The organism is Ensifer sp. CCNWLY38 (genome assembly GCF_037120565.1).
In the GTDB taxonomy this organism is placed as follows: Bacteria; Pseudomonadota; Alphaproteobacteria; order Rhizobiales; family Rhizobiaceae; genus Ensifer; species Ensifer adhaerens_H.
The window spans coordinates 78686-98547 of record NZ_JBBBBO010000011.1 but is presented as its reverse complement, the minus strand read 5'-3'; the positions used below and the strand labels follow the sequence as shown (position 1 = coordinate 98547).

Here is a 19862-nt window from a genome sequence, read left to right as displayed (position 1 = left end):
AGGATAGATTTGATCTATGGATTCATTAAAACGAACGATTTGATTTATGTAAAGCGGCAAAGGATAGTTTTCGGATTCACCCTCTTTCCGGAGCGCGCCCATGAACCTCCCGGCTGTCGCCCTCGAACTTGCCGCCGCCACCGTCCTGTTGCTCTATGCCGTCAGTCTCGTGAAAAAAGGCGTCGAAGCGGCCGCCGGCGACATCGTCGCGCGAACGGTCGGCGGTGCTGGCGGCCGGCCGCGCGCCGCCGCCTGCGGCTGCGCCGTGGCGATCGCGCTGCAGAGTTCGACAGCCGTCGCCATGCTTGCCGCCGGCTTTGCCGTCAGCGGGGCGCTGGCGCTCGACACCGGTCTCGCGGTGCTGCTTGGCGCCGATCTCGGCTCGGCGCTCGTCGTCAAGATCCTGTCCTTCGATCTGCATTGGCTGGCGCCGCTCCTGATCGCGGCCGGTGGCCTCGTGCATCTGAAGGCATCGAGCCGCAAGGCGGTCGAAGCCGGACGCGCCTTGCTCGGCATCGGCCTGTTGCTTCTGTCGCTCCAGATGATCGGCCATGCGACGCAGCCGCTCGCCCAAAGCGCGGTCCTGCCCTCCGTCGTCGCCTTCGTCGGCAAGGACGCGCTGACGGTGATGATCCTCGCTGCGCTTTTCACCTGGGCGCTGCATTCGAGCGTGGCCGCCATCCTGCTGATCCTGACCTTCGCCGCGAAGGGCATCGTGCCTGTGGATGTCGGCATTCCGCTGGTTCTCGGGGTCAATATCGGTGGCGGGCTGATCGCGCTCTGGCTGACGCGCGGCCTGCCGGTCGAGGGGAGACGGCTGCCGCTCGGCAACCTTCTCTTTCGCGCGCTGTTCGGCGCAACCGTCTTCGGCGTTTTCTCGCTGCATGCCCCCTTCGACTGGCTTCCGGGAGAGACGGCGGCCGCAAAGCTCGTCAACCTGCATGTGCTTTTCAATGCCGCCCTCGTTCTCGTCGGGATGGCCTCCTGCGGTCTGATGGCGCGTCTTGTCCAGTTGTTCATGCCGGATGCCGCCGGCGCCGGCGACCGATCGGTCCATGTCAGCGCACTCGACCGCACGCTGATCGACAAGCCGCCGCAGGCGCTTGCCGCTGCGGCGCGCGAGGTATTGCATATGGGCAATCTCCTCGCCCGAATGCTGGAGCCGGTGATGACAGTCATCCACGCGCCAACGCCGGAGGCCGTAAAGACGCTGCGAAGCATCGACGGGGAGATCCATCGGGCGCACAGCGAAATCAAACTTTACATCGCCGCCGTCAACCGAGGTATCCTCACAGAAGACCAATCCAGGCGCGGCATCGAACTCACCGAGGCGGCAATCCATCTCGAATATGCCGGCGACGTGGTCGCAAAAAGCCTCCTGCAAATGGCCGAGGAGCGGCTGGAGGGGGCGGGTGCGTTCTCGCACGACGGGTGGCGCGAACTCACTCTGCTGCACGCGGCCGTGTCCTCCAACGTCAGGCTCGCGGCCAATCTTCTCGTTTCACCCGACCCGGTGATCGCCCGCGAGATGGTCCGGCAAAAGGAACATGTGCGCCGTCTGGTCGAGGATAGCAGCAAGAGCCATCTGGAGCGGCTTCGCCAAGGTGTAGCGGCCAGCATCCTGTCGAGCGACATGCACTTGGAGATCGTGCGGGCGCTGAAGGAGGTCAATTCGCTGGTGACCACCATGGCCTATCCGCGCCTGCGCGAGAGCGGTGACCTGCTGGAAAGCCGGTTGGTTCCCGCCGCGTAGGAAGTATAAATCAGGTCGATAGATTGATACAAAAGAACGATTTTACAGATATATGTTTCCGCCCCATTGTCGTTCTCGAACACGCCAACCGCGAGGACGGACAATGCCAAACACCGCTTCTGACAGAACCATCGCGCCCCTGGAAACGCCGAGGCTCGGCGAACCCTATCTCTTGACGCCCGGCCCGTTGACGACGGCCTATGAGGTCAAGGAAGCCATGCTGCGGGACTGGGGCTCCTGGGATGGCGACTTCCGGGCGATGACCGCCAGGCTGCGCCGCGAACTGCTCGACATTGCCGGCGATACCAAGGGCGAGTTCGATTGCGTGCCGATGCAGGGCAGCGGCTCGTTCTCGGTTGAGGCAATGCTCGGCAGCTTCGTTCCGAAGGACGGCAAGGTGCTGGTGCTGATGAACGGCGCCTATGGCAAGCGCATCGCCCAGACGCTGACCTATCTCGGCCGCGACCACGTGACGATCGACAAGGGCGACTACATGCCGCCCCGTGGTCCGGAAGTCGCCGCCGCACTCGATGCCGACCCTGCCATCACCCATGTCGTCGTCGTCCATTGCGAGACCAGTTCCGGCATTCTCAATCCGCTTAAGGAAATCTCCGACACCGTCTATTCGCGCGGCCGCAAGCTGCTGGTCGATTCCATGAGCGCCTTCGGCGCCGTTCCGGCCGGCATCAACGATTTCCGCTACGAGGCGATCGTCTCGTCGGCCAACAAGTGCATCGAGGGCGTGCCCGGCTTCGGCTTCGTCATCGCCCGCAAGAGCGAGCTGGAGGCCGCCAAGGGCCGCAGCCATTCGCTCAGCCTCGATGTGCACGCCCAATGGGACTACATGAACAAGACCGGCCAATGGCGCTTCACGCCGCCGACCCACGTGGTTGCGGCCTTCCTCGAAGCGCTGCGGTTGCACCGCGAGGAGGGCGGCGTCGCTGGCCGCGGCGCGCGTTATGCCCGCAATCGCGATGTCATGGTCGCCGGCATGCGCGAGGCGGGCTTCGAAACGCTGCTGGCCGACCAGTGGCTGTCGCCGATCATCGTCACCTTCTTCAGCCCGGCCCATCCCGCCTTCGCCTTCGATCGCTTCTACGATCTGATGAAGGACAAGGGCTTCATCATCTATCCGGGCAAGCTGACCGTGGTCGACAGCTTCCGCGTCGGCTGCATCGGCCGCATGGACGAGCACGTCATGCGCCGTGTGGTCGCAGCTGCTCGTGAATCCCTCAATGAAATGGGCGTCGACAGCGCCGCCCCGCCGGCCGTCGCCCTTGAGGAACGCCGCCGTCTCGCTGCCTGAACAAAGGAAATTCCAATGAACCAGATGTCCAAGATCACCGTCACCGCCAACCGCCGCACCTACCCCTGGCCGAAGGTTCCGGCCATCGCCATCTGCCTTGACGGCTGCGAGCCGGCCTATCTCGATGAGGCTATCAAGGCCGGGTTGATGCCGACGCTCGAGCGCATCCGCAAGACCGGAACGGAGCGCACGGCGCTCAGCGTCATCCCGAGTTTCACCAACCCGAACAACCTTTCGATCGCTACGGGCCGGCCGCCGGCGATCCACGGCATCTGTGGCAACTATCTCTACGAACCGCAGACCGGCAACGAGGTGATGATGAACGACCCGCGCTTCCTGCGCGCCCCGACCATCTTCAAGGCATTCTACGATGCCGGCGCGAAGGTGGCGGTGGTAACGGCGAAGGACAAGCTGCGGGCACTTCTCGGCCACGGCCTCAAGTTCGACGAGGGCAGGGCGATCTGCTTCTCTTCGGAAAAGTCCGACAAGACGACCAAGGCAGAAAACGGCCTCGACAATGCATCGGCCTGGCTCGGCCGCCCCGTCCCGGAAGTCTACTCCGCCGATCTCTCCGAATTCGTCTTTGCCGCCGGCGTCAAGCTGCTCAAGGAGTTCCGGCCCGACGTCATGTATCTGACGACGACCGACTACGTGCAGCACAAGTATGCGCCGGGCGTGCCGCGGGCGAATTCCTTCTATGAAATGTTCGACAAATACCTGACTGAGCTCGACTCGCTTGGTGCGGCGATCATCGTTACCGCCGACCACGGCATGAAGCCGAAGCACAAGGCGGATGGTTCGCCGGATGTCGTCTATGTTCAGGATCTGCTCGACGAATGGCTCGGCAAGGACGCCGCCCGCGTGATCCTGCCGATCACCGACCCCTATGTCGTGCACCACGGCGCTCTCGGCTCCTTTGCCACGGCCTATCTGCCCGAAGGAACGGACAAGGAGGAGATCATCGAGCGTCTGAAGGCGATCGAAGGCATCGCCGTTGTGCTCTCCCGTCCGGAAGCCTGCGTACGCTTCGAACTGCCCGATGATCGCATCGGCGACCTCGTGCTGATCTCGACCGAAAACAAGACGCTCGGCACGAGTGAGCATCGCCACGATCTCGCCGCACTCAACGAGCCGCTGCGCTCGCATGGCGGTCTCACGGAACAGGAAGTGCCCTTCATCGCGAACCGCAAGCTTCCCGAACTTCTGACGGCGGGCACGCTGCGCAATTTCGACGCGTTCTTCTATGCGCTCGTCGCGGCCGCGCAAGTTGCGCATTGAGGAGGACGCGATGACCAAGGTGGAAACGACGTTCGCCATTCGCCATGAGCCGATGCGGATTGCCGGCAAGGCGGTCGATACAGAAGGGCGCATCGAGGTGCGTTATCCCTTTAACGACGCCGTCATCGGCACGGTGCCGGCGGGCAACGCCGAGCATGCCCGCAAGGCCTTCGAGATCGCCGCGGCCTACCAGCCGAAGCTGACGCGCTACGAGCGTCAGCGCATCCTGCTCAAGGCCGCAGATCTGCTCGTCGCCCGCAAGGAGGAAATCTCCGACCTGATCACGCTGGAGCTTGGCATCTCCAAGCAGGATTCACTCTACGAGGTCGGCCGCGCCTTCGACGTGCTGACGCTGTCGGGCCAGATGTGCATCCATGACGATGGCGAGATCTTCTCCTGCGACCTCACTCCACACGGAAAGGCGCGCAAGATCTTCACCACGCGCGAACCCTTGACCGCCATTTCGGCGATCACGCCCTTCAACCATCCGCTCAACATGGTGGCGCACAAGGTGGCGCCGGCCGTGGCGACCAACAATTGCGTCGTCCTGAAGCCGACCGAGCTGACGCCGATGACGGCGCTCGTCTTCGCCGACATTCTCTATGAAGCCGGTCTGCCGCCGGAAATGCTCTCGGTCGTCACCGGCTGGCCCGCCGATATCGGCATGGAGATGATCAACAACCCGAACTTCGATCTCATCACCTTTACCGGCAGCGTGCCGGTCGGAAAGCTGATCGCCGCGCACGCCCATTACAAGCGGCAGGTGCTGGAACTCGGAGGCAACGACCCGCTGATCATCCTCAACGACCTCTCGGACGACGATCTCGCAAGAGCCGCGGACCTAGCCGTTGCCGGTGCGACCAAGAATTCCGGCCAGCGGTGCACGGCGGTGAAGCGCATTCTCTGCCAGGAGAGCGTCGCCGATCGTTTCGTGCCGTTGGTGTTGGAGCGGGCGAAAAAGCTGAAGTTCGGGGATCCGATGGATAGGTCGACCGAACTCGGCACGATCGTCCATGCCCGCGCGGCGGAAGTCTTCGAACAGCGCGTGCACAAGGCGGCGGAAGAAGGGGCTGAGATCCTTTATCATCCCGGCAGAAAGGGTGCCCTGCTGCCGCCGATTGTGGTCGACCGGGTCGCGCATTCGAGCGAGCTGGTGATGGAGGAGACCTTTGCTCCGATCATTCCGATCGTGCGTGCGCCCGATGACGACGATGCGCTGATCGCGCTGTCGAATTCGACCGCTTTTGGCCTTTCCTCCGGTGTCTGCACCAACGACTTCCGGCGCATGCAGAAATACATCGCCGGGCTGAAGGTGGGCACGGTCAATATCTGGGAAGTGCCGGGCTACCGCATCGAGATGAGCCCCTTCGGCGGCATCAAGGATTCGGGCAACGGCTACAAGGAAGGCGTCATCGAGGCGATGAAGAGCTTTACCAACGTCAAGACATTCTCCTTGCCATGGTGATCTGAGCGTTTCCCCCGCTGATTCACCCCTCTGGGAGCCGCCCCGGCGGCTCCCTTTTTTGTTAGGCGGCCGGGCACGGGACCAACCGGCATTCCGCGCAATCTAGGATTTGCCGCTTCATTCGGCAGATCGTTCGAAGTTGTATCGAAAACTGCTGACGACTTGATCGTTTTCCGGTTGTCGCGCCTCGTTCTGCGGCAATTGATCCATAGTTTTAATCTTCTGAACGATAAGAATAATAAATTTTACTTACAAGAAACCGCTGCGCAGAATGTTTCCCGAGGCCGATCTCAAGAGGGCAACGACAAGATTGCCCGCCGTGCTTCCCCGGTTTTACCAGGACCTCAGAGGAGAACTTCAATCATGAACAGACGCATGCTCTTTATGCTTGCCGGCGCCGTTTCCGCTGTGCTTCCTGCCATCGCTGCCGCTGAAACTCAGTTGACCGTCTACACAGCCGTCGAAGCCGTCGACCTCGACCGCTACAAGGCGACCTTCGAGAAGGCTCACCCGGATATCAAGATTAACTGGGTGCGCGATTCCACCGGCGTCATGACCGCCAAGCTGCTTGCCGAAAAGGACAATCCGCAGGCCGACGTCGTCTGGGGGCTCGCGGCAACCTCGCTGCTTCTCCTGAAGACCGAAGGCATGTTGGAGCCTTACCAGCCAAAGGGTGTCGAGGCGCTCGATCAGAAGTTCGTCGACAAGGACACGCCGCCGAGCTGGGTCGGCATGGACGCCTATGTCGCAGCCCTTTGCTACAACACGGTCGAGGGTGAAAAGCTCGGCCTCAAGCCGCCGACGAGTTGGAAGGACCTGACGAAGCCCGAATACAAGGGCCATGTGGTGATGCCGAACCCGGCATCCTCGGGTACCGGTTTCCTCGACGTCTCGGGCTGGATGCAGATGTGGGGTGACGAGAAGGCCTGGGACTTTATGGACAAGCTCCACCAGAACATCTCCGCCTACACCCATTCCGGCTCCAAGCCGTGCAAGATGGCGGGTGCCGGTGAAGCCGTCATCGGCGTGTCCTTCGAGTTTCCGGGTGCCAAGGCCAAGAGTGCCGGCGCACCGATCGACATTATCTTCCCGGCGGAGGGGTCAGGCTGGGAGGCAGAGGCAACCGCGATCATCGCCGGCACGGCCAACCTCGAAGCCGCCAAGACGCTGGTCGACTGGTCGGTCACCAAGGAAGCCAACGAGATGTACAACGCCGGCTATGCCGTCGTTGCCTATCCGGGCGTCGCCAAGCAGGTCGAACACCTGCCCGACGACATCGCTTCCCGGATGATCGTCAACGACTTCGAGTGGGCCGCCAACAACCGCGCGGAAATCCTCAAGGAATGGCAGAAGCGTTACGACGCCAAGTCTGAGCCGAAGAGCTAAGCCGGATCGTCCGGGCGTAGCGCCTTCGCGCTGCGCCCGATCGCATTTCTCTCAAGAAATCCCTCAAGCCAGCGGAGCTTGCAGATGAGGCATGCCCTGTCGATCGAACCGACGCCCACCAGCCGTCAGCACTTCGCCGATGACGCGGCCGCGGAGCCGGCTCCGTATTTGCAGATCTCGGATCTTTGGAAGACCTATGGCGATTTCGTCGCGCTGCGCGACATTTCGCTGAGCATTGCCAGAGGCGAGTTCATCTGTTTCCTCGGCCCCTCCGGCTGCGGCAAGACGACATTGCTGAGAGCAATCGCCGGTCTCGACCTGCAGACGCAAGGCACCATCCTGCAGGACGGCCGCAACATCTCGACGCTACCCGCCTCCAGTCGCGACTACGGCATCGTCTTTCAGTCCTATGCGCTCTTCCCCAATCTCACGATCGAGCAGAACATCGCCTTCGGTTTGGAGAACACCGGTCGCTCGAAGGCGGGGGTCGCGTCCCGTGTCGCCGAGTTGCTGGAAACGGTCGGCCTGTCGGCTCACGGCAAGAAGTATCCGGCCCAGCTCTCCGGCGGCCAGCAGCAGCGCATCGCGCTTGCTCGCGCCATCGCCATTTCCCCGGGGCTGCTGCTGCTCGACGAGCCGCTTTCGGCGCTCGACGCCAAGGTCCGCGTGCATCTTCGCCACGAGATCAAGGCACTGCAGCGCAAGCTCGGCGTCACCACCATCATGGTCACCCACGACCAGGAGGAGGCGCTCGCCATGGCCGACCGGATCGTCGTCATGAACCACGGTGTCATCGAGCAGGTCGGCTCGCCGACCGAAATCTACCGCCACCCCGAAACGCTGTTCGTTGCCGACTTCATCGGCGAGACCAACCAGTTTCCGGCCCGTGTCATCGGGGACGGCGAGGTCGAGATCGGCCATTCGGCCTTCTGTTGCTCGACGGAGGATTTTTCGGCCGGCCACGGGGCAACGGCTGTCGTTCGTCCGGTCGATATCATCCCGCACGGGGCCGATGCGCATGCCGCCAACGCCATCGACCGGCCGGCAACGCCGCAGAACCTGATCGATGCGGAGGTGCAGGAAATGGAATTCCTCGGCATGTTCTGGCGCACACGCCTGACCGCACCACGTCTTGGCGAGCGCACGCTTGTCGCCGATTTCTCGGTCAACGCCGTCAGACGGCTCAGGATCGAAACGGGCGGCGCTATCCAGGTGGAAATCCCGCGCGAGCGCCTGCTGCTCTATCCAAGGGGTGCGTGACGATGAACATGGTCCTCGAAGCGCCTCATCTTCCGCTGATCGGCAAGCGGCTCCGACAGGAGTCCTCCCGTGGCGACCGCGTCAAGCTCGGCTTCATGGCCGTCATCGGGCTCTATCTGATGGTTGCGCTCGGCGCGCCGCTCTTCGTCATGCTGTCGAAGTCGCTATCGACCTATCGGTTCGAGCTTGCAGCTTTCGAATTCCAGGTGAGCGACGAGACGGGTGCGAGCTGGGGGCCGGTGATCAGTGCCGCCGACCTGAACCGGGAACTCGGAGCGGTGACGGAGGCCGAGCTTTCCAGCAGTTCCGACGGGCGGCTCGCGGCCACAAAATTCTTTCCGACATTCAAGTTCCGCAGTCCCGTTCATTACCGCATTCGCGGCACCACGGATGATGCGGCCTTCCTTGTCGGCTCCACCCTGGAAAAGGGGACGGAGTGGCGGGAATATGATTCCGGCACCTTCCGGCGCGTGGTGCTGCGGCCCGCACGTGCCCTGGGTTTTACGAACTTCACGACCTACTTCTCGACGCCAGCGCTGGCGCAGTCGATCTACAATTCCGTGCTGATGGCGGTGATCAGCACGGTGTTCACGATTTCGATCGCCTTTGCGCTTGCCTACGGACTGACGCGTAGCTGCATGCCGCTGAAGGGTCTGTTCCGCGGTATCCTGACGATCCCAATCCTTGTGCCGTCGTTACTGCCGGGCATCGCACTCGTCTATCTCTTCGGCAATCAGGGCATCTTCAAGGATTGGCTTCTCGGCTATTCGATCTACGGTCCGATCGGTATCGTCATCGGCTCGATCTTCTTCACCCTGCCGCACGCCTTTCTGATCATCCTGACGGCGCTCTCAATTGCCGATGCTCGCCACTACGAGGCCGCCGCGTCGCTCAAAGCCAGCAAATGGCGAACCTTCACCACCGTCACGGTCCCTGGCGCGCGCTTTGGCATCGTCTCGGCTGCCTTCGTCGTCTTCACGCTTGTCATCACCGATTTCGGCCTGCCCAAGGTGATCGGCGGGCAATATGGCATGCTGGCGGTCGACATCTACAAGCAGGTGATCGGCCAGCAGAACTTCGAGATGGGCGCGGTCGTTTCCGTCATCCTGCTGGTGCCTGCAGTGCTTGCGTTTTACGTCGACCGGCACATGCAGAAGCGACAGGTGGCGCTTCTGTCAGCGCGCGCCGTACCCTATTCGCCGAAACGCAATCCTCGCACGGATGGGCTTTGCTTCGCCTTCGCCTGTCTCGTCAGCCTCTTCATCCTCGGCATGATCGCCATGTGCCAGATCGCGGCGGTGGTGAAGTTCTGGCCCTATGACCTGACGCTGACGGCCAAGAACTTCGCCTTCGACCTGATGGACGGCGGCGGCTGGGCTGCCTACAGCAATTCGATCAGGCTCGCGCTTTTGACCGCGCTCTTCGGTTCGATCGTCGTCTTCGCCGGCGCCTATATGGTCGAGAAGGCCGACGGCTTCCGCTTCGGTCGCGGTCTCTTCCACTTCCTGGCGATGATGCCGATGGCCGTGCCGGGCATGGTGCTCGGCCTTGCCTATATCTTCTTCTTCAACAACCCGGCCAATCCGCTGCACCCGATCTACGGCACGATGACGATCCTCGTCGTCTCGACGGTGACGCATTTCTACACCGTCGCGCATCTGACCGCGCTGACGGCGCTGAAGCAGATGGATCCGGAGTTCGAATCGGTCGCCGCCTCGCTCAAGCAGCCCTTCCACCGGCTGTTCTTCCGGGTCACCGTGCCGGTCTGCCTTCCGGCGATCCTCAATATCGCGATCTATCTCTTCGTCAATGCGATGACGACGGTGTCGGCGGTGGTCTTCCTCTATGCGACGGACACGAAGCTCGCCTCGGTCGCGGTACTCAACATGGACGATGCGGGCGACATCGCACCGGCCGCGGCCATGGGCATGATGATCTTCTACACCAATGTTGCCGCCAAGCTTGTCCATGCGCTGATCGCCCGCGGCCTGCTCGCCCGCACGCAGGCGTGGCGCTAGGCCGCTTTCAAATCGCCGCAATTCGTGTCGCCTTCCTTCGTCGTCGAAGGGAGGCGCCGCTTTTTCGGCCTCAATCTAGGCCACCCGAAGCTCTGCCATCGCGGCCCTGCCATCGTTTCCCACGCGAAGGCGTTCCATTTCCGCGAGACGCGTGCGCTGTGGCGTAAGCCCGTAGCGTTCACGGTAGGTGCGGGAAAAGTGCGAGGCGGTGGAGAAGCCGCAGGCGACCGCGATCTCGATGACCTGAAGGGATGAGGTGATGAGCAGAAGGTGGGCGCGCTCAAGCCTGAGATCGAGGTAGTAGCGCGCCGGCGTGCGGCCCATTTCCTTGCGAAACAGGCGCTCCATCTGGCGCCGGGAAAGGCCGGTCGACGGCGACATGTCGGCAAGCTTCATTGGCTCGGCGAGATTGGCCTCCATCTGCGCGACGATCCGGATCAGCAACGGATTATCGATGCCAAGGCGTGCCTGCAGCGGAAGGCGCTGGCGCTCGCCCGTCTCGCGCAGCCGCTCGCAGAGCGCCGCCTCGCAGATGCGGTTGATCACATCAGGGCCGAGGTCCGCTTCGATGAGCGCAGGAACATGTCGAAGGGTGCATTGCCGCCGGCGCAGGTGTAAAGGTTGCCGTCGATCTCGAAGGCGGTCTGACGCGCACCGGCAATGAAGAACCGTTCGGAGAAATCCGGAAAATGCTCCCAGTGCACCGCGCAGCGACGCTCGTCGAGCAGTCCTGCACGCGCCAGACAGTAGACGCCGCCGGCAAGCCCGGCGAGGTGCACCTGACTGCGGGCGCATAACCGAAGCCAGGCCTCCAGTGTCCGGTCGGCAGGCGGCTTCGTGCGGCTGCCGCAGATGACGACGAACCCCGGCGAGCCTCGGTGGAGCCGGCCGCGTTCATCCACGAGCGGTCCGGCCGCAGCAAGGCGTGTGCCGCAGCATGAGACGGCGGGTGAGCCATCCGCCGTTACAATGTGCCAGTGGTAGACAGGGCGCCCGGCCACGTCATTGGCAAGGCGCAGCGCTTCGATCGCTGCGGAAAAGCCATGCAGGGCAAAACCATCGAGCAGATAGAAGGTGAAGTGGCGGACCAGCGCGCGTGCCTGCTGCATTGTCTCTTCCTGATCATGAAAGGTCGTGACGTGTTGCGAGTTAGATAGAATAGTTACATTATGCAACATAACGATCTGTTGCCAAGTCGGTTTCGGCCCGCTTCTGAGGAAACTCTTCCGAGTTCTCCTTTGAAAAGCGCCTACTTGCCACCGAAGCGACGTGCGAGCCGGTGGCCCGGCTTGTCAAATGGACAAAAATGAACACAGTGGTTCCATGTCTGACACTCAAAGCACCCGAGCCCTCGCTCCGCGCCGGCATGGCGAAATCCTTAGACGTCTTGCTGCCGACGGTACCGTGGGGATCGCCGAGCTTGCGGACTTCTTCGATGTTTCGCGGCAGACGATCCGGCGCGACCTGAAGCTGCTTGCTGATCGCGGCCAGCTCGATCTCGTGCATGGCGGTGCCACTCTGTTCGAGCCGACCGAAGCGGCCTTTGTTGAGCGGCGCGAGGAAAATGCCGGGGCGAAAGCGGCGATCGGCCGTGCTGCGGCGGACCTGGTGCGCGACGGCATGGTGATCTTTCTTGATTCCGGCACCACGACGCTGGCCGTGGCACATGCGTTGTCCGAACGGAAAAACCTAACGATCTGTACGACTTCGCTATCGATCGCGTTGTTGATGTGCCGGCAACCGCTGGTGCGGGTTCATATGCTCGGTGGCGAGATCGATCCGGACGAGGAGGCGGCTGTTGGCATCGATGCGCTCGAGGCGATCAACCATTTCCGCGTCGATGTCGCGTTTCTCGGTGGCGGCGGGCTCTCGCCGGATGGCGAGGTGACCGACTTTACCCGCAGCGGCGCCGAACAGCGCTCCCGCATGGTGACGACGGCGGCCAAAGCCTACTTCGTTCTCGACAGTTCCAAGTTCGGGCGGCTGACGCCGTTGCGCATCCCGCGCTTCGAGGTCGCTGCCGGCGTGATCGTCGACCGGGGTCCGCCGGAGGCGATCCGCGAGGCGCTGGAGCGGAAAGGGCCTGCCCTGATCGTCGCCGAATTGTGAAATGTAATATTGTGTAACTTTTTGTCTTGTTTCCTGTCGGCGTTTTGTTACCGTGCGGTCTTCCATGGTTTCGGGAGGTCGTTTCATGGCGCAGGAATTTCCAACGCAGGCACAGGTCGTCATTGTCGGTGGCGGCATCATCGGTTGTTCGGTCGCCTATCATCTGACCAAGCTCGGCTGGAACGACGTGGTTCTTTTGGAGCAGGGACAGCTGAGCGGCGGCACCACCTGGCACGCTGCCGGTCTCGTCGGCCAGTTGCGCAGCCACGCCAACATGACGAGCCTGATTAAATACTCGACCAAGCTCTATAGCGAGCTGGAGTCCGAGACCGGCCTTGCCACCGGCTGGAAGAATTGCGGCTCGCTTTCGGTTGCGCGCACGCAAGACCGCATGACCGTGCTGAAGCGCACGGCGGCATCCGCCCGTGCGCAGGGGGTCGAGATCGAGGTGATCTCGCCGAAGGAGGCACAGGACCTCTGGCCGGTCATGGCCATCGACGACCTCGCGGGCGCCGTCTGGCTGCCGGGCGACGGCAAGGCCAACCCGACCGATCTGACGCAATCGCTTGCAAAGGGCGCGCGCAATCGCGGCGCCCGGGTCATCGAGCGCGTCCGGGTCACCGGCATTTCGACGAAGAACGGTGTCGTGACCGGCGTTGAAACCGATCGGGGGGCGATTGCCGCCGAGATTGTCGTCAATTGCGCCGGGCAATGGGCGCGCAAGGTCGGCCAGATGTGCGGCGTCACGGTGCCGCTGCACTCGGCCGAGCACATGTATATCGTCACCGGGCGGATCGAGGGCGTGCATCCCGATCTGCCGGTCATGCGCGATCCAGACGGCTACATCTATTTCAAGGAGGAAGTCGGCGGCCTTGTCATGGGCGGCTTCGAGCCGGAGGCCAAGCCCTGGGGCATGGCGGGCATTCCCGATGATTTCGAGTTTGCCCTCTTGCCTGACGATTGGGACCAGTTCGAGATCCTGATGCACAATGCGCTGCAGCGCGTGCCGCAGCTCGCGACATCAGAGGTGAAGAAGTTCTACAACGGCCCGGAAAGCTTCACACCTGATAATAACTTCATTCTCGGCGAGGCGCCGGAGCTGAAGAATTTCTTTGTCGGCGCGGGCTTCAACTCCATGGGGATCGCCAGTGCCGGCGGGGCAGGGCGGGCGCTCGCCGAGTGGATCGTCAATGGCGCGCCGACGATGGACCTCTGGCCGGTCGATATCCGCCGCTTCGCGGGCTTCAACAACAATCCGCGCTGGCTGCACGACCGCGTCAAGGAAACGCTCGGCCTTCACTATGCAATGCCCTGGCCGAACCGGGAACTGGACACGGCGCGCCCCTTCCGTCGCTCGCCGCTCTACGACCGGCTCGCCGCCAAGGGGGCGTGCTTCGGCTCCAAGATGGGATGGGAGCGCGCCAACTGGTTTGCCGCCGAAGGCGAGAGCCCGGTGACGGAATACGCCTTCGGCCGGCAGAACTGGCACGACGCGGTCAAGCGCGAGATGAAGGCGACGCGCGAGGCTGCCGGTATCTTCGACCAGACCTCGTTTGCCAAGCTGCTCGTCCAGGGTCGGGATGCCGCAGCAGAGCTCAATCGCATCTGCGCTGCGGAGATCGACGTCGAGATCGGCCGTTCCGTTTATACGGGCATCTTGAACAAGCGCGGCGGCTACGAAAGCGACCTCACGGTCATGCGCCTTGCTGCCGACCGTTTCCTGCTGATCACCGGTTCGGCGCAGGCCGTGCATGACGCGGACTGGATCCGCAAGACCATTGCCACCGACGCCCATGTGGTGCTGACCGACGTCACGTCGGCCTATTCGGTCCTGGCGCTGATGGGACCAAAGTCGCGTGACATCCTCTCCCGGCTGACTTCGGCGGATATTTCGAATGAGGGTTTCCCCTTCGCGACGATCCGCGAAATCGATGTCGGCTATGCCACGGCCTTTGCCAACCGCATGACCTATGTCGGCGAACTCGGCTGGGAGCTGATCGTGCCGACGGAGTTCGCTGTCGGGGTCTACGAGGCGCTGCACGAGGTCGGCCGCGATTTCGGGCTGACCGATTGCGGCTACTATGCGCTGGAGGCCCTGAGGCTGGAGAAGGGCTATCGTGCCTGGAGTCGCGAGCTGACGCCGGACGTCAATCCTTGCGAAGCGGGTCTCTCATTTGCAGTCGCCGCCGACAAGACTGGCGGCTTCATCGGCCAGCAGGCCTATCTTGCCGCAAAGGCGAAGGGCGCACCGTCTCGCCGTATCGTGCAGTTTACTGTGGATGATCCGGGGCCAATGCTCTGGGGCGGCGAACTGATCCTTCGCGATGGGAAGCCCGTCGGAGAGGTGCGCTCGGCCGCATACGGCCATACCCTTGGACGTTCGGTCGCGCTGGCACTCATCGAACATGCAATCGGCGTGGATACCGACTTCGTGAAGTCCGGCAACTTCGAGGTCGAACTCGCCGGCGTTCGTTTCGCTGTCACCGCTCACGTTATGGCCGCCTATGACCCGAAAGCCACCCGCATCAAGGCCTAGTCGCTGCGAGCACTTGGCGCGACGCCGATCGCGCGCGCCAATCGATATTGCCGCAAGGCGATATCTGCCGAGGGAATGTGGTCGAACGTCCTCAGTGGCCGACCATCTTGAGCGCCGCTTCGGGAAGACGCTCGCCCTGAACCTCGATTTTGGAGAGGCCTGCGGCGATCTCGGAGCGGTCTTCGGCAGTCAACTCAAGGTCAACCGCGCCGAGGTTTTCCTCGAGCCGGTGCGACTTCGTGGTGCCCGGGATCGGCACGATCCAAGACCTTTGGGCAAGAAGCCAAGCCAAAGCGACCTGCGCGAGCGTGGCTCCCTTGCGATCCGCTACCGCTTTCACGATATCGACCAGGGCCATGTTGGCTTTGCGGGCCACGGCCGAGAAGCGCGGCACCATGTTCCGGAAATCCGTCGGATCGAACGTGGTGTTCTCATCAATCTTGCCCGTCAGGAACCCGGCTCCGAGCGGGCTGAATGGGACGAAGCCGACGTTCAGTTCCTCGAGTAAGGGAAGCAGTTGGGCTTCAGGTCCACGCCAGAACAGCGAATATTCACTCTGCACGGCGGCAAGCGGATGGACGGCATGGGCGCGACGGATTGTACCGACACCTGCTTCCGAAAGGCCGTAATGTCTCACCTTTCCTGCTGCGACGAGGCCTTTGATGGCTCCGGCAACGTCCTCGATCGGCACGTCCGGATGGACGCGATGTTGATAGAAGATGTCGATACGATCGGTCTTGAGCCGCTTGAGGCTGGCGTCGGCGACCGCCTTGATGTGCTCAGGGCGGCTGTTCGTTCCCCCGCCACGCTTGCCGGTTTCCAGATCAATGTCGAAGCCGAATTTCGTCCCGATCACGACCTGGTCTCGGATTGGTGCCAGCGCTTCTCCGACGAGCTCCTCGTTCACGAAGGGCCCATAAGCTTCGGCAGTGTCGAAAAACGTGACCCCACGCTCATACGCACCGCGGATAAGCTTTATCATCTCCGCTTTGTCGGCCGGAGGACCGTAGGCCGCGCTCATACCCATGCATCCGAGCCCGATGGCAGAGACCTCGAGTGCTCCTAGTTTGCGCGTTTCCATTTCTCTTTTTCCTTGTGTTTGCGGCGACGACACATCGGTGACAAACGTTGTTGGGCGCCGGGCGGCTCGGGCCTTTTGGCACAGGGCGCTGCCTGGAGCGCGGTGTTTCGTTGTCTGGAATCTAGCGATCGGGACTGTTTTCGATTAGTCGCTATAATCGGTATGAACCTATTAGGTGGACTACTGAATGCCCCAGGAAAATTACAACGACCTCGTCGCGTTCCTGACCGTCGCGAGAGAACGGAGCTTCACCAAGGCTGCGGCAAAACTCGGCGTCTCGCAATCGGCGCTGAGCCAGACCGTCCGGGGACTGGAGGCCCGCCTCGGCATCCGGTTGCTCACGCGCACGACGCGAAGCGTCTCGCCGACAGAGGCAGGAGAGCGCCTGCTCACGACGGTCGGCCCGCGGTTCGACGAGATCGAGGTGGAACTCGGCGCGCTCAGCGAGCTCAAGGACAAGCCGTCGGGCACCATCCGGATAACGGCCGGCGAGCACCCGGCGATTTCCGTTCTCGCACCCGCGATCCGGAAACTTGCTATCGAGTATCCCGACATAAACGTGGAGGTGATCGTCGACTATGGCCTGACAGACATTGTGGCAGAACGCTACGACGCAGGCATCCGGCTCGGCGAGCAGGTCGCCAAGGACATGATTGCGGTGAAGGTGAGCGGCGATATGCGGATGGCGGTCGTCGGCTCCCCTGCATACTTCGCGCGCTACGGGCGGCCGGAGACGCCCCAGGACCTAACCGGTCACAACTGCATCAACATGAGGCTGCCGACCCGCGGCGGCATCTATCCTTGGGAGTTCGAGCGCGACGGCCGTGAAATCCGGGTCAGGGTCGACGGCCAGCTTGTCTTCAACAATCTCGCCATGCGGATCGACGCAGCACTTTCCGGCCTGGGCCTTGCTTACCTACCCGAAGACCAGGCGACCGAGCACCTTGCAACTGGTCGCCTTGAGCGCGTCCTCGAGGACTGGTGCGAACCGTTCCCCGGCTATCACCTCTATTATCCGAACCGAAGGCATGCTTCGCCCGCCTTTGCCGCCTTTGTAGACGCCCTTCGGTTTCGGGGCTGAAGACTATTTTTTCAATCACGGCTTATCAACTGACCGCGATTAAGAAGTAGGCCTAATAAGCTCATCCCGGTTTCGGCGTCTAATGCCGCGGCCCGCTCTCACGTACGGTTCGATTGTCCAATTCGTGAGAGAAAACGATGACACGCACTAAACTCTGGCTGGGCGCGCTGGCGTTTTCCGCCGTAGCCGTTGACACCCAGGTCCACGCCGAAGCGAACCGCGTCCAGTTTCCGGAAAATCTAGACGGCCTCGTGCACTACACGACCGTCCGCCGGGGCGAGGTGACCGAACACATCATGACCACGCGCGAGGCGGTCGACGCGGTCAAGAACGGGCAACCCATCCCTGATGGCACGCACTTCGTGCTGGTCGACCACCGCGACGGAAAGGTCCACCGCTACTTTGTCATGCAGAAGGGGGAAGGTTGGGGCAACGACTACCCCGAGAACCGGCGGACGGACGACTGGCAGTTCCAATGGTTCTGGGCCGACAAGTCCGTCAACATGGACGAGGACACCGCCCGCTGCCAGTCCTGCCATTCCTCCCGCTCTGGTGAGAACTTCCTCTACACGTTCGACGCGCTCGGAGCATTCGACGGCACGGTGATCGAATGACGGAGGGTTGGCGATGACCCCGGTTTTCCTGCTGCGCCTCGGATTGGACTTTCTCGCCGTCGGTCTGTTCGTGGTCGCCATGGCATACTGGTGGATGGACAACCGTTCGCACGAACTGATCGGCACGGGCATGTTCGCGCTGCTTCTCCTCCACAACGTCTTCAATCGCCGCTGGTACGGGGGAGTAGCACGGACGCCGCGTCAGGCGAGGCCGTTGGTGACCATCGGGCTGAACCTGACGCTGCTGGTCACGATGGTGACCTTGTTGACCACGAGCATCCTGATTTCGCAGTCGCTTTTCGGGTTTCTCGCCGTTGGCGGCCGCTCCGCCAGAGACGCTCATATCCTGGCCGCCTATTGGGCCTTGATCATCGTCTCGATCCACCTCGGGCTTCACTGGTCGATCGTCATGAACGTCGTCCGAAGCCTGCTCGGCATCCGTCGAAACCACCGCGGCCGAACGACACTGCTCAGGCTTGCCGCCTGTGGGATCGCAACGTGCGGCGTCTACAGTTCCTTCGAACTCGATGTCGGATCGAGACTTCTCCTGGTCCCCACGATGCAGTTCTGGGATTTCAACGAAGGCGCCGCTGGGTTCTTCCTCCGCGTCGCCTCCATCACCGGACTTTACGTCGCCGCGGGGCACTACGGCATCACGGCCATTCAGGCTTCTAGACGTCGGCCGGCCGAGGTCAGCGCACTCGGCGAGGACCGAGCGAAATCCATCTCCTGACCAGTTCGCCCACCCCTTCAAATCAAAACAAGAGAGGATACGAGAACATGGAGCTTAACCGTCGAGACTTGCTTTTGGCAGCGGGCACCCTGGCCGCAGTGACCAACGCCGGTGTCGCGCAGGCGCAGACCGCCACACCGGAGCAGACCCATACCAGCACGACTGTGTCGGAAATCGGACGGCGGAAACTCGGCTCTCTCGAAGTTTCGAGCGTCGGCCTCGGCGTCCAGAATATGAGCCGGACCTATCAGCGCACCGTTCCGACGCGCGCGGAGATGCACAATATCATCCGAACCGCCTTCGACCGTGGCCTCACTTTCTATGACGCCGCCGAAGCCTATGGTCCGCACGAGGTGGAAAGGATCCTTGGCGAGGGTGTGGAGCCTTTCCGCGACCAGGTCGTCATCGCCACGAAGTTCGGTTGGAACATCGATCAGGAAACCGGGGAACGGAAGCCCGGTCTTAACAGCCGCCCCGAGCACATCAAGCTTGTCGTCGAGGGTATGCTGAAGCGGCTGCGTACCGATCGCATCGATCTTCTGTACCAGCACCGGGTTGACCCACAGGTGCCAATCGAGGACGTCGCCGGGACCGTCAAAGACCTGATGTCCGAAGGCAAGGTCCTGCATTGGGGCCTGTCCGAGATGGGCTTGAACACGCTGCGCCGAGCACATGCGGCGCTGCCCCTGACCGCTGTCCAGAGCGAATATTCCATGCTTTGGCGCGGCCCGGAGACCGGTGCGATTCCGATTTGCGAGGAACTCGGCATAGGATTCGTGCCGTGGAGCCCTCTTGGTGTAGGTTTCCTCAACGGTGCGATCGATGCGGAGACGCGGTTTGCCCCCGGGGATATCCGCGGCATCGAGACCCGCTTCGCCCCTGAAAACCTGCCCCACAACCTGGCGCTCGTCGAGCTCCTGAAAGTTTGGGCCGAACGCAAGCAGGCCAGACTGGTGCAAATTGCTCTAGCCTGGCTGTTGTCTCAAAAGCCATGGATCGTGCCGATCCCAGGAACGACGCAGATGGCGCACATGATCGAGAACATCGGTGCGCCGACAATACAGTTCTCGCCCGCCGAAATTGCCGAACTGAACGTCTCCGTATCGGCGATCGAGATCCGTGGCGCGAGGCTGCCAGACGCTGTCCAGGCCTATTCGGATGTTGAAGCACCGCTGAAGTCGTAATCGCAACTTAGGCCCGCCCAAAGCAATCTGTTTGCTTTGGGCCAGCTACGGCAAATCG

Annotated in this window: 16 protein-coding genes; 13 read left to right on the top strand and 3 right to left on the bottom strand. The window is 62.2% G+C overall.

All coding sequences use genetic code 11. The features are described 5' to 3' along the window. Positions 1-100 precede the first annotated feature (100 nt). From V7S54_RS23010 to V7S54_RS22980, 7 genes are all read left to right on the top strand, one after another. Positions 101-1753, top strand: a complete 1653-nt coding sequence (locus tag V7S54_RS23010) for a Na/Pi cotransporter family protein (protein WP_336408858.1) — start codon at positions 101-103, stop codon at positions 1751-1753. Positions 1754-1856: 103 nt separating this feature from the next. Continuing rightward, positions 1857-3059 (top strand): 2-aminoethylphosphonate--pyruvate transaminase, encoded by a 1203-nt coding sequence (locus V7S54_RS23005; RefSeq protein ID WP_336408857.1) that lies wholly within the window; start codon positions 1857-1859, stop codon positions 3057-3059. Between the two features lie 15 nt (positions 3060-3074). After that, entirely contained in the window at positions 3075-4337 is a 1263-nt protein-coding gene (gene phnA / locus V7S54_RS23000) for a phosphonoacetate hydrolase (protein WP_336408856.1), read from the top strand. 10 nt (positions 4338-4347) lie between these two features. Beyond that, a complete protein-coding gene (phnY, locus tag V7S54_RS22995; RefSeq protein ID WP_336408855.1) occupies positions 4348-5802 on the top strand; it encodes a phosphonoacetaldehyde dehydrogenase in 1455 nt (484 codons plus the stop codon). A 363-nt stretch (positions 5803-6165) separates the two neighbouring features. Then, positions 6166-7188: a putative 2-aminoethylphosphonate ABC transporter substrate-binding protein gene (locus V7S54_RS22990; protein ID WP_442892601.1), complete on the top strand. Its 1023-nt coding sequence runs from the start codon at positions 6166-6168 to the stop codon at positions 7186-7188. Between the two features lie 84 nt (positions 7189-7272). Further along, positions 7273-8448: a putative 2-aminoethylphosphonate ABC transporter ATP-binding protein gene (locus V7S54_RS22985; RefSeq protein WP_336408854.1), complete on the top strand. Its 1176-nt coding sequence runs from the start codon at positions 7273-7275 to the stop codon at positions 8446-8448. Between the two features lie 8 nt (positions 8449-8456). Beyond that, on the top strand, positions 8457-10466 hold the full coding sequence (locus tag V7S54_RS22980) for a putative 2-aminoethylphosphonate ABC transporter permease subunit (RefSeq protein ID WP_336408951.1): 2010 nt from the start codon (positions 8457-8459) through the stop codon (positions 10464-10466). Positions 10467-10541: 75 nt separating this feature from the next. On the opposite strand, the gene V7S54_RS22975 is transcribed toward V7S54_RS22980, so the two are convergent. Both V7S54_RS22975 and V7S54_RS22970 read right to left on the bottom strand, forming a co-directional pair. Further along, positions 10542-11012, bottom strand: a complete 471-nt coding sequence (locus V7S54_RS22975) for a helix-turn-helix domain-containing protein (protein ID WP_336408853.1) — start codon at positions 11010-11012, stop codon at positions 10542-10544. After that, positions 11009-11575, bottom strand: a complete 567-nt coding sequence (locus V7S54_RS22970; RefSeq protein ID WP_336408852.1) for an AraC family transcriptional regulator — start codon at positions 11573-11575, stop codon at positions 11009-11011. The genes V7S54_RS22975 and V7S54_RS22970 overlap by 4 nt, the downstream gene beginning before the upstream one ends. Positions 11576-11789: 214 nt before the next feature. On the opposite strand from V7S54_RS22970, the gene V7S54_RS22965 reads away from it, so the two are divergent. Beyond that, positions 11790-12575, top strand: a complete 786-nt coding sequence (locus V7S54_RS22965) for a DeoR/GlpR family DNA-binding transcription regulator (RefSeq protein ID WP_336408851.1) — start codon at positions 11790-11792, stop codon at positions 12573-12575. Positions 12576-12660: 85 nt separating this feature from the next. Further along, the gene (locus V7S54_RS22960; RefSeq protein WP_336408850.1) at positions 12661-15111 is read left to right on the top strand and encodes a GcvT family protein; all 2451 of its coding nucleotides are present in this window, start codon (positions 12661-12663) and stop codon (positions 15109-15111) included. 91 nt (positions 15112-15202) lie between these two features. On the opposite strand, the gene V7S54_RS22955 is transcribed toward V7S54_RS22960, so the two are convergent. Further along, complete coding sequence (locus V7S54_RS22955; RefSeq protein ID WP_336408849.1) at positions 15203-16192, bottom strand: aldo/keto reductase; 990 nt, start codon at positions 16190-16192, stop codon at positions 15203-15205. Between the two features lie 187 nt (positions 16193-16379). Between V7S54_RS22955 and V7S54_RS22950 the strand changes: the two genes are divergently transcribed. The 4 genes from V7S54_RS22950 to V7S54_RS22935 all read left to right on the top strand — a co-directional run bounded on the left by V7S54_RS22950 (position 16380) and on the right by V7S54_RS22935 (position 19804). After that, a complete protein-coding gene (locus V7S54_RS22950) occupies positions 16380-17273 on the top strand; it encodes a LysR family transcriptional regulator (protein WP_336408848.1) in 894 nt (297 codons plus the stop codon). Positions 17274-17410: 137 nt separating this feature from the next. Beyond that, positions 17411-17887, top strand: a complete 477-nt coding sequence (locus V7S54_RS22945) for a cytochrome P460 family protein (protein WP_336408847.1) — start codon at positions 17411-17413, stop codon at positions 17885-17887. Positions 17888-17900: 13 nt separating this feature from the next. Further along, entirely contained in the window at positions 17901-18620 is a 720-nt protein-coding gene (locus V7S54_RS22940; protein WP_336408846.1) for a DUF4405 domain-containing protein, read from the top strand. 47 nt (positions 18621-18667) lie between these two features. Further along, a complete protein-coding gene (locus V7S54_RS22935) occupies positions 18668-19804 on the top strand; it encodes an aldo/keto reductase (protein WP_336408845.1) in 1137 nt (378 codons plus the stop codon). The last annotated feature ends 58 nt before the right edge of the window (positions 19805-19862 follow it).

Bases quoted from the DNA above. Each gene is read 5' to 3' on its own strand.
- V7S54_RS23010 (WP_336408858.1), top strand. From the start codon at position 101: ATGAACCTCCCGGCTGTCGCCCTCGAACTTGCCGCCGCCACCGTCCTG.
- V7S54_RS22935 (WP_336408845.1), top strand. From the start codon at position 18,668: ATGGAGCTTAACCGTCGAGACTTGCTTTTGGCAGCGGGCACCCTGGCC.
- V7S54_RS22950 (WP_336408848.1), top strand. From the start codon at position 16,380: ATGCCCCAGGAAAATTACAACGACCTCGTCGCGTTCCTGACCGTCGCG.
- V7S54_RS22945 (WP_336408847.1), top strand. From the start codon at position 17,411: ATGACACGCACTAAACTCTGGCTGGGCGCGCTGGCGTTTTCCGCCGTA.
- phnA (WP_336408856.1), top strand. From the start codon at position 3,075: ATGAACCAGATGTCCAAGATCACCGTCACCGCCAACCGCCGCACCTAC.
- V7S54_RS22955 (WP_336408849.1), bottom strand. From the start codon at position 16,192: ATGGAAACGCGCAAACTAGGAGCACTCGAGGTCTCTGCCATCGGGCTC.
- V7S54_RS23005 (WP_336408857.1), top strand. From the start codon at position 1,857: ATGCCAAACACCGCTTCTGACAGAACCATCGCGCCCCTGGAAACGCCG.
- V7S54_RS22940 (WP_336408846.1), top strand. From the start codon at position 17,901: ATGACCCCGGTTTTCCTGCTGCGCCTCGGATTGGACTTTCTCGCCGTC.
- V7S54_RS22990 (WP_442892601.1), top strand. From the start codon at position 6,166: ATGAACAGACGCATGCTCTTTATGCTTGCCGGCGCCGTTTCCGCTGTG.
- phnY (WP_336408855.1), top strand. From the start codon at position 4,348: ATGACCAAGGTGGAAACGACGTTCGCCATTCGCCATGAGCCGATGCGG.
- V7S54_RS22980 (WP_336408951.1), top strand. From the start codon at position 8,457: ATGGTCCTCGAAGCGCCTCATCTTCCGCTGATCGGCAAGCGGCTCCGA.
- V7S54_RS22960 (WP_336408850.1), top strand. From the start codon at position 12,661: ATGGCGCAGGAATTTCCAACGCAGGCACAGGTCGTCATTGTCGGTGGC.
- V7S54_RS22985 (WP_336408854.1), top strand. From the start codon at position 7,273: ATGAGGCATGCCCTGTCGATCGAACCGACGCCCACCAGCCGTCAGCAC.
- V7S54_RS22965 (WP_336408851.1), top strand. From the start codon at position 11,790: ATGTCTGACACTCAAAGCACCCGAGCCCTCGCTCCGCGCCGGCATGGC.
- V7S54_RS22970 (WP_336408852.1), bottom strand. From the start codon at position 11,575: ATGCAGCAGGCACGCGCGCTGGTCCGCCACTTCACCTTCTATCTGCTC.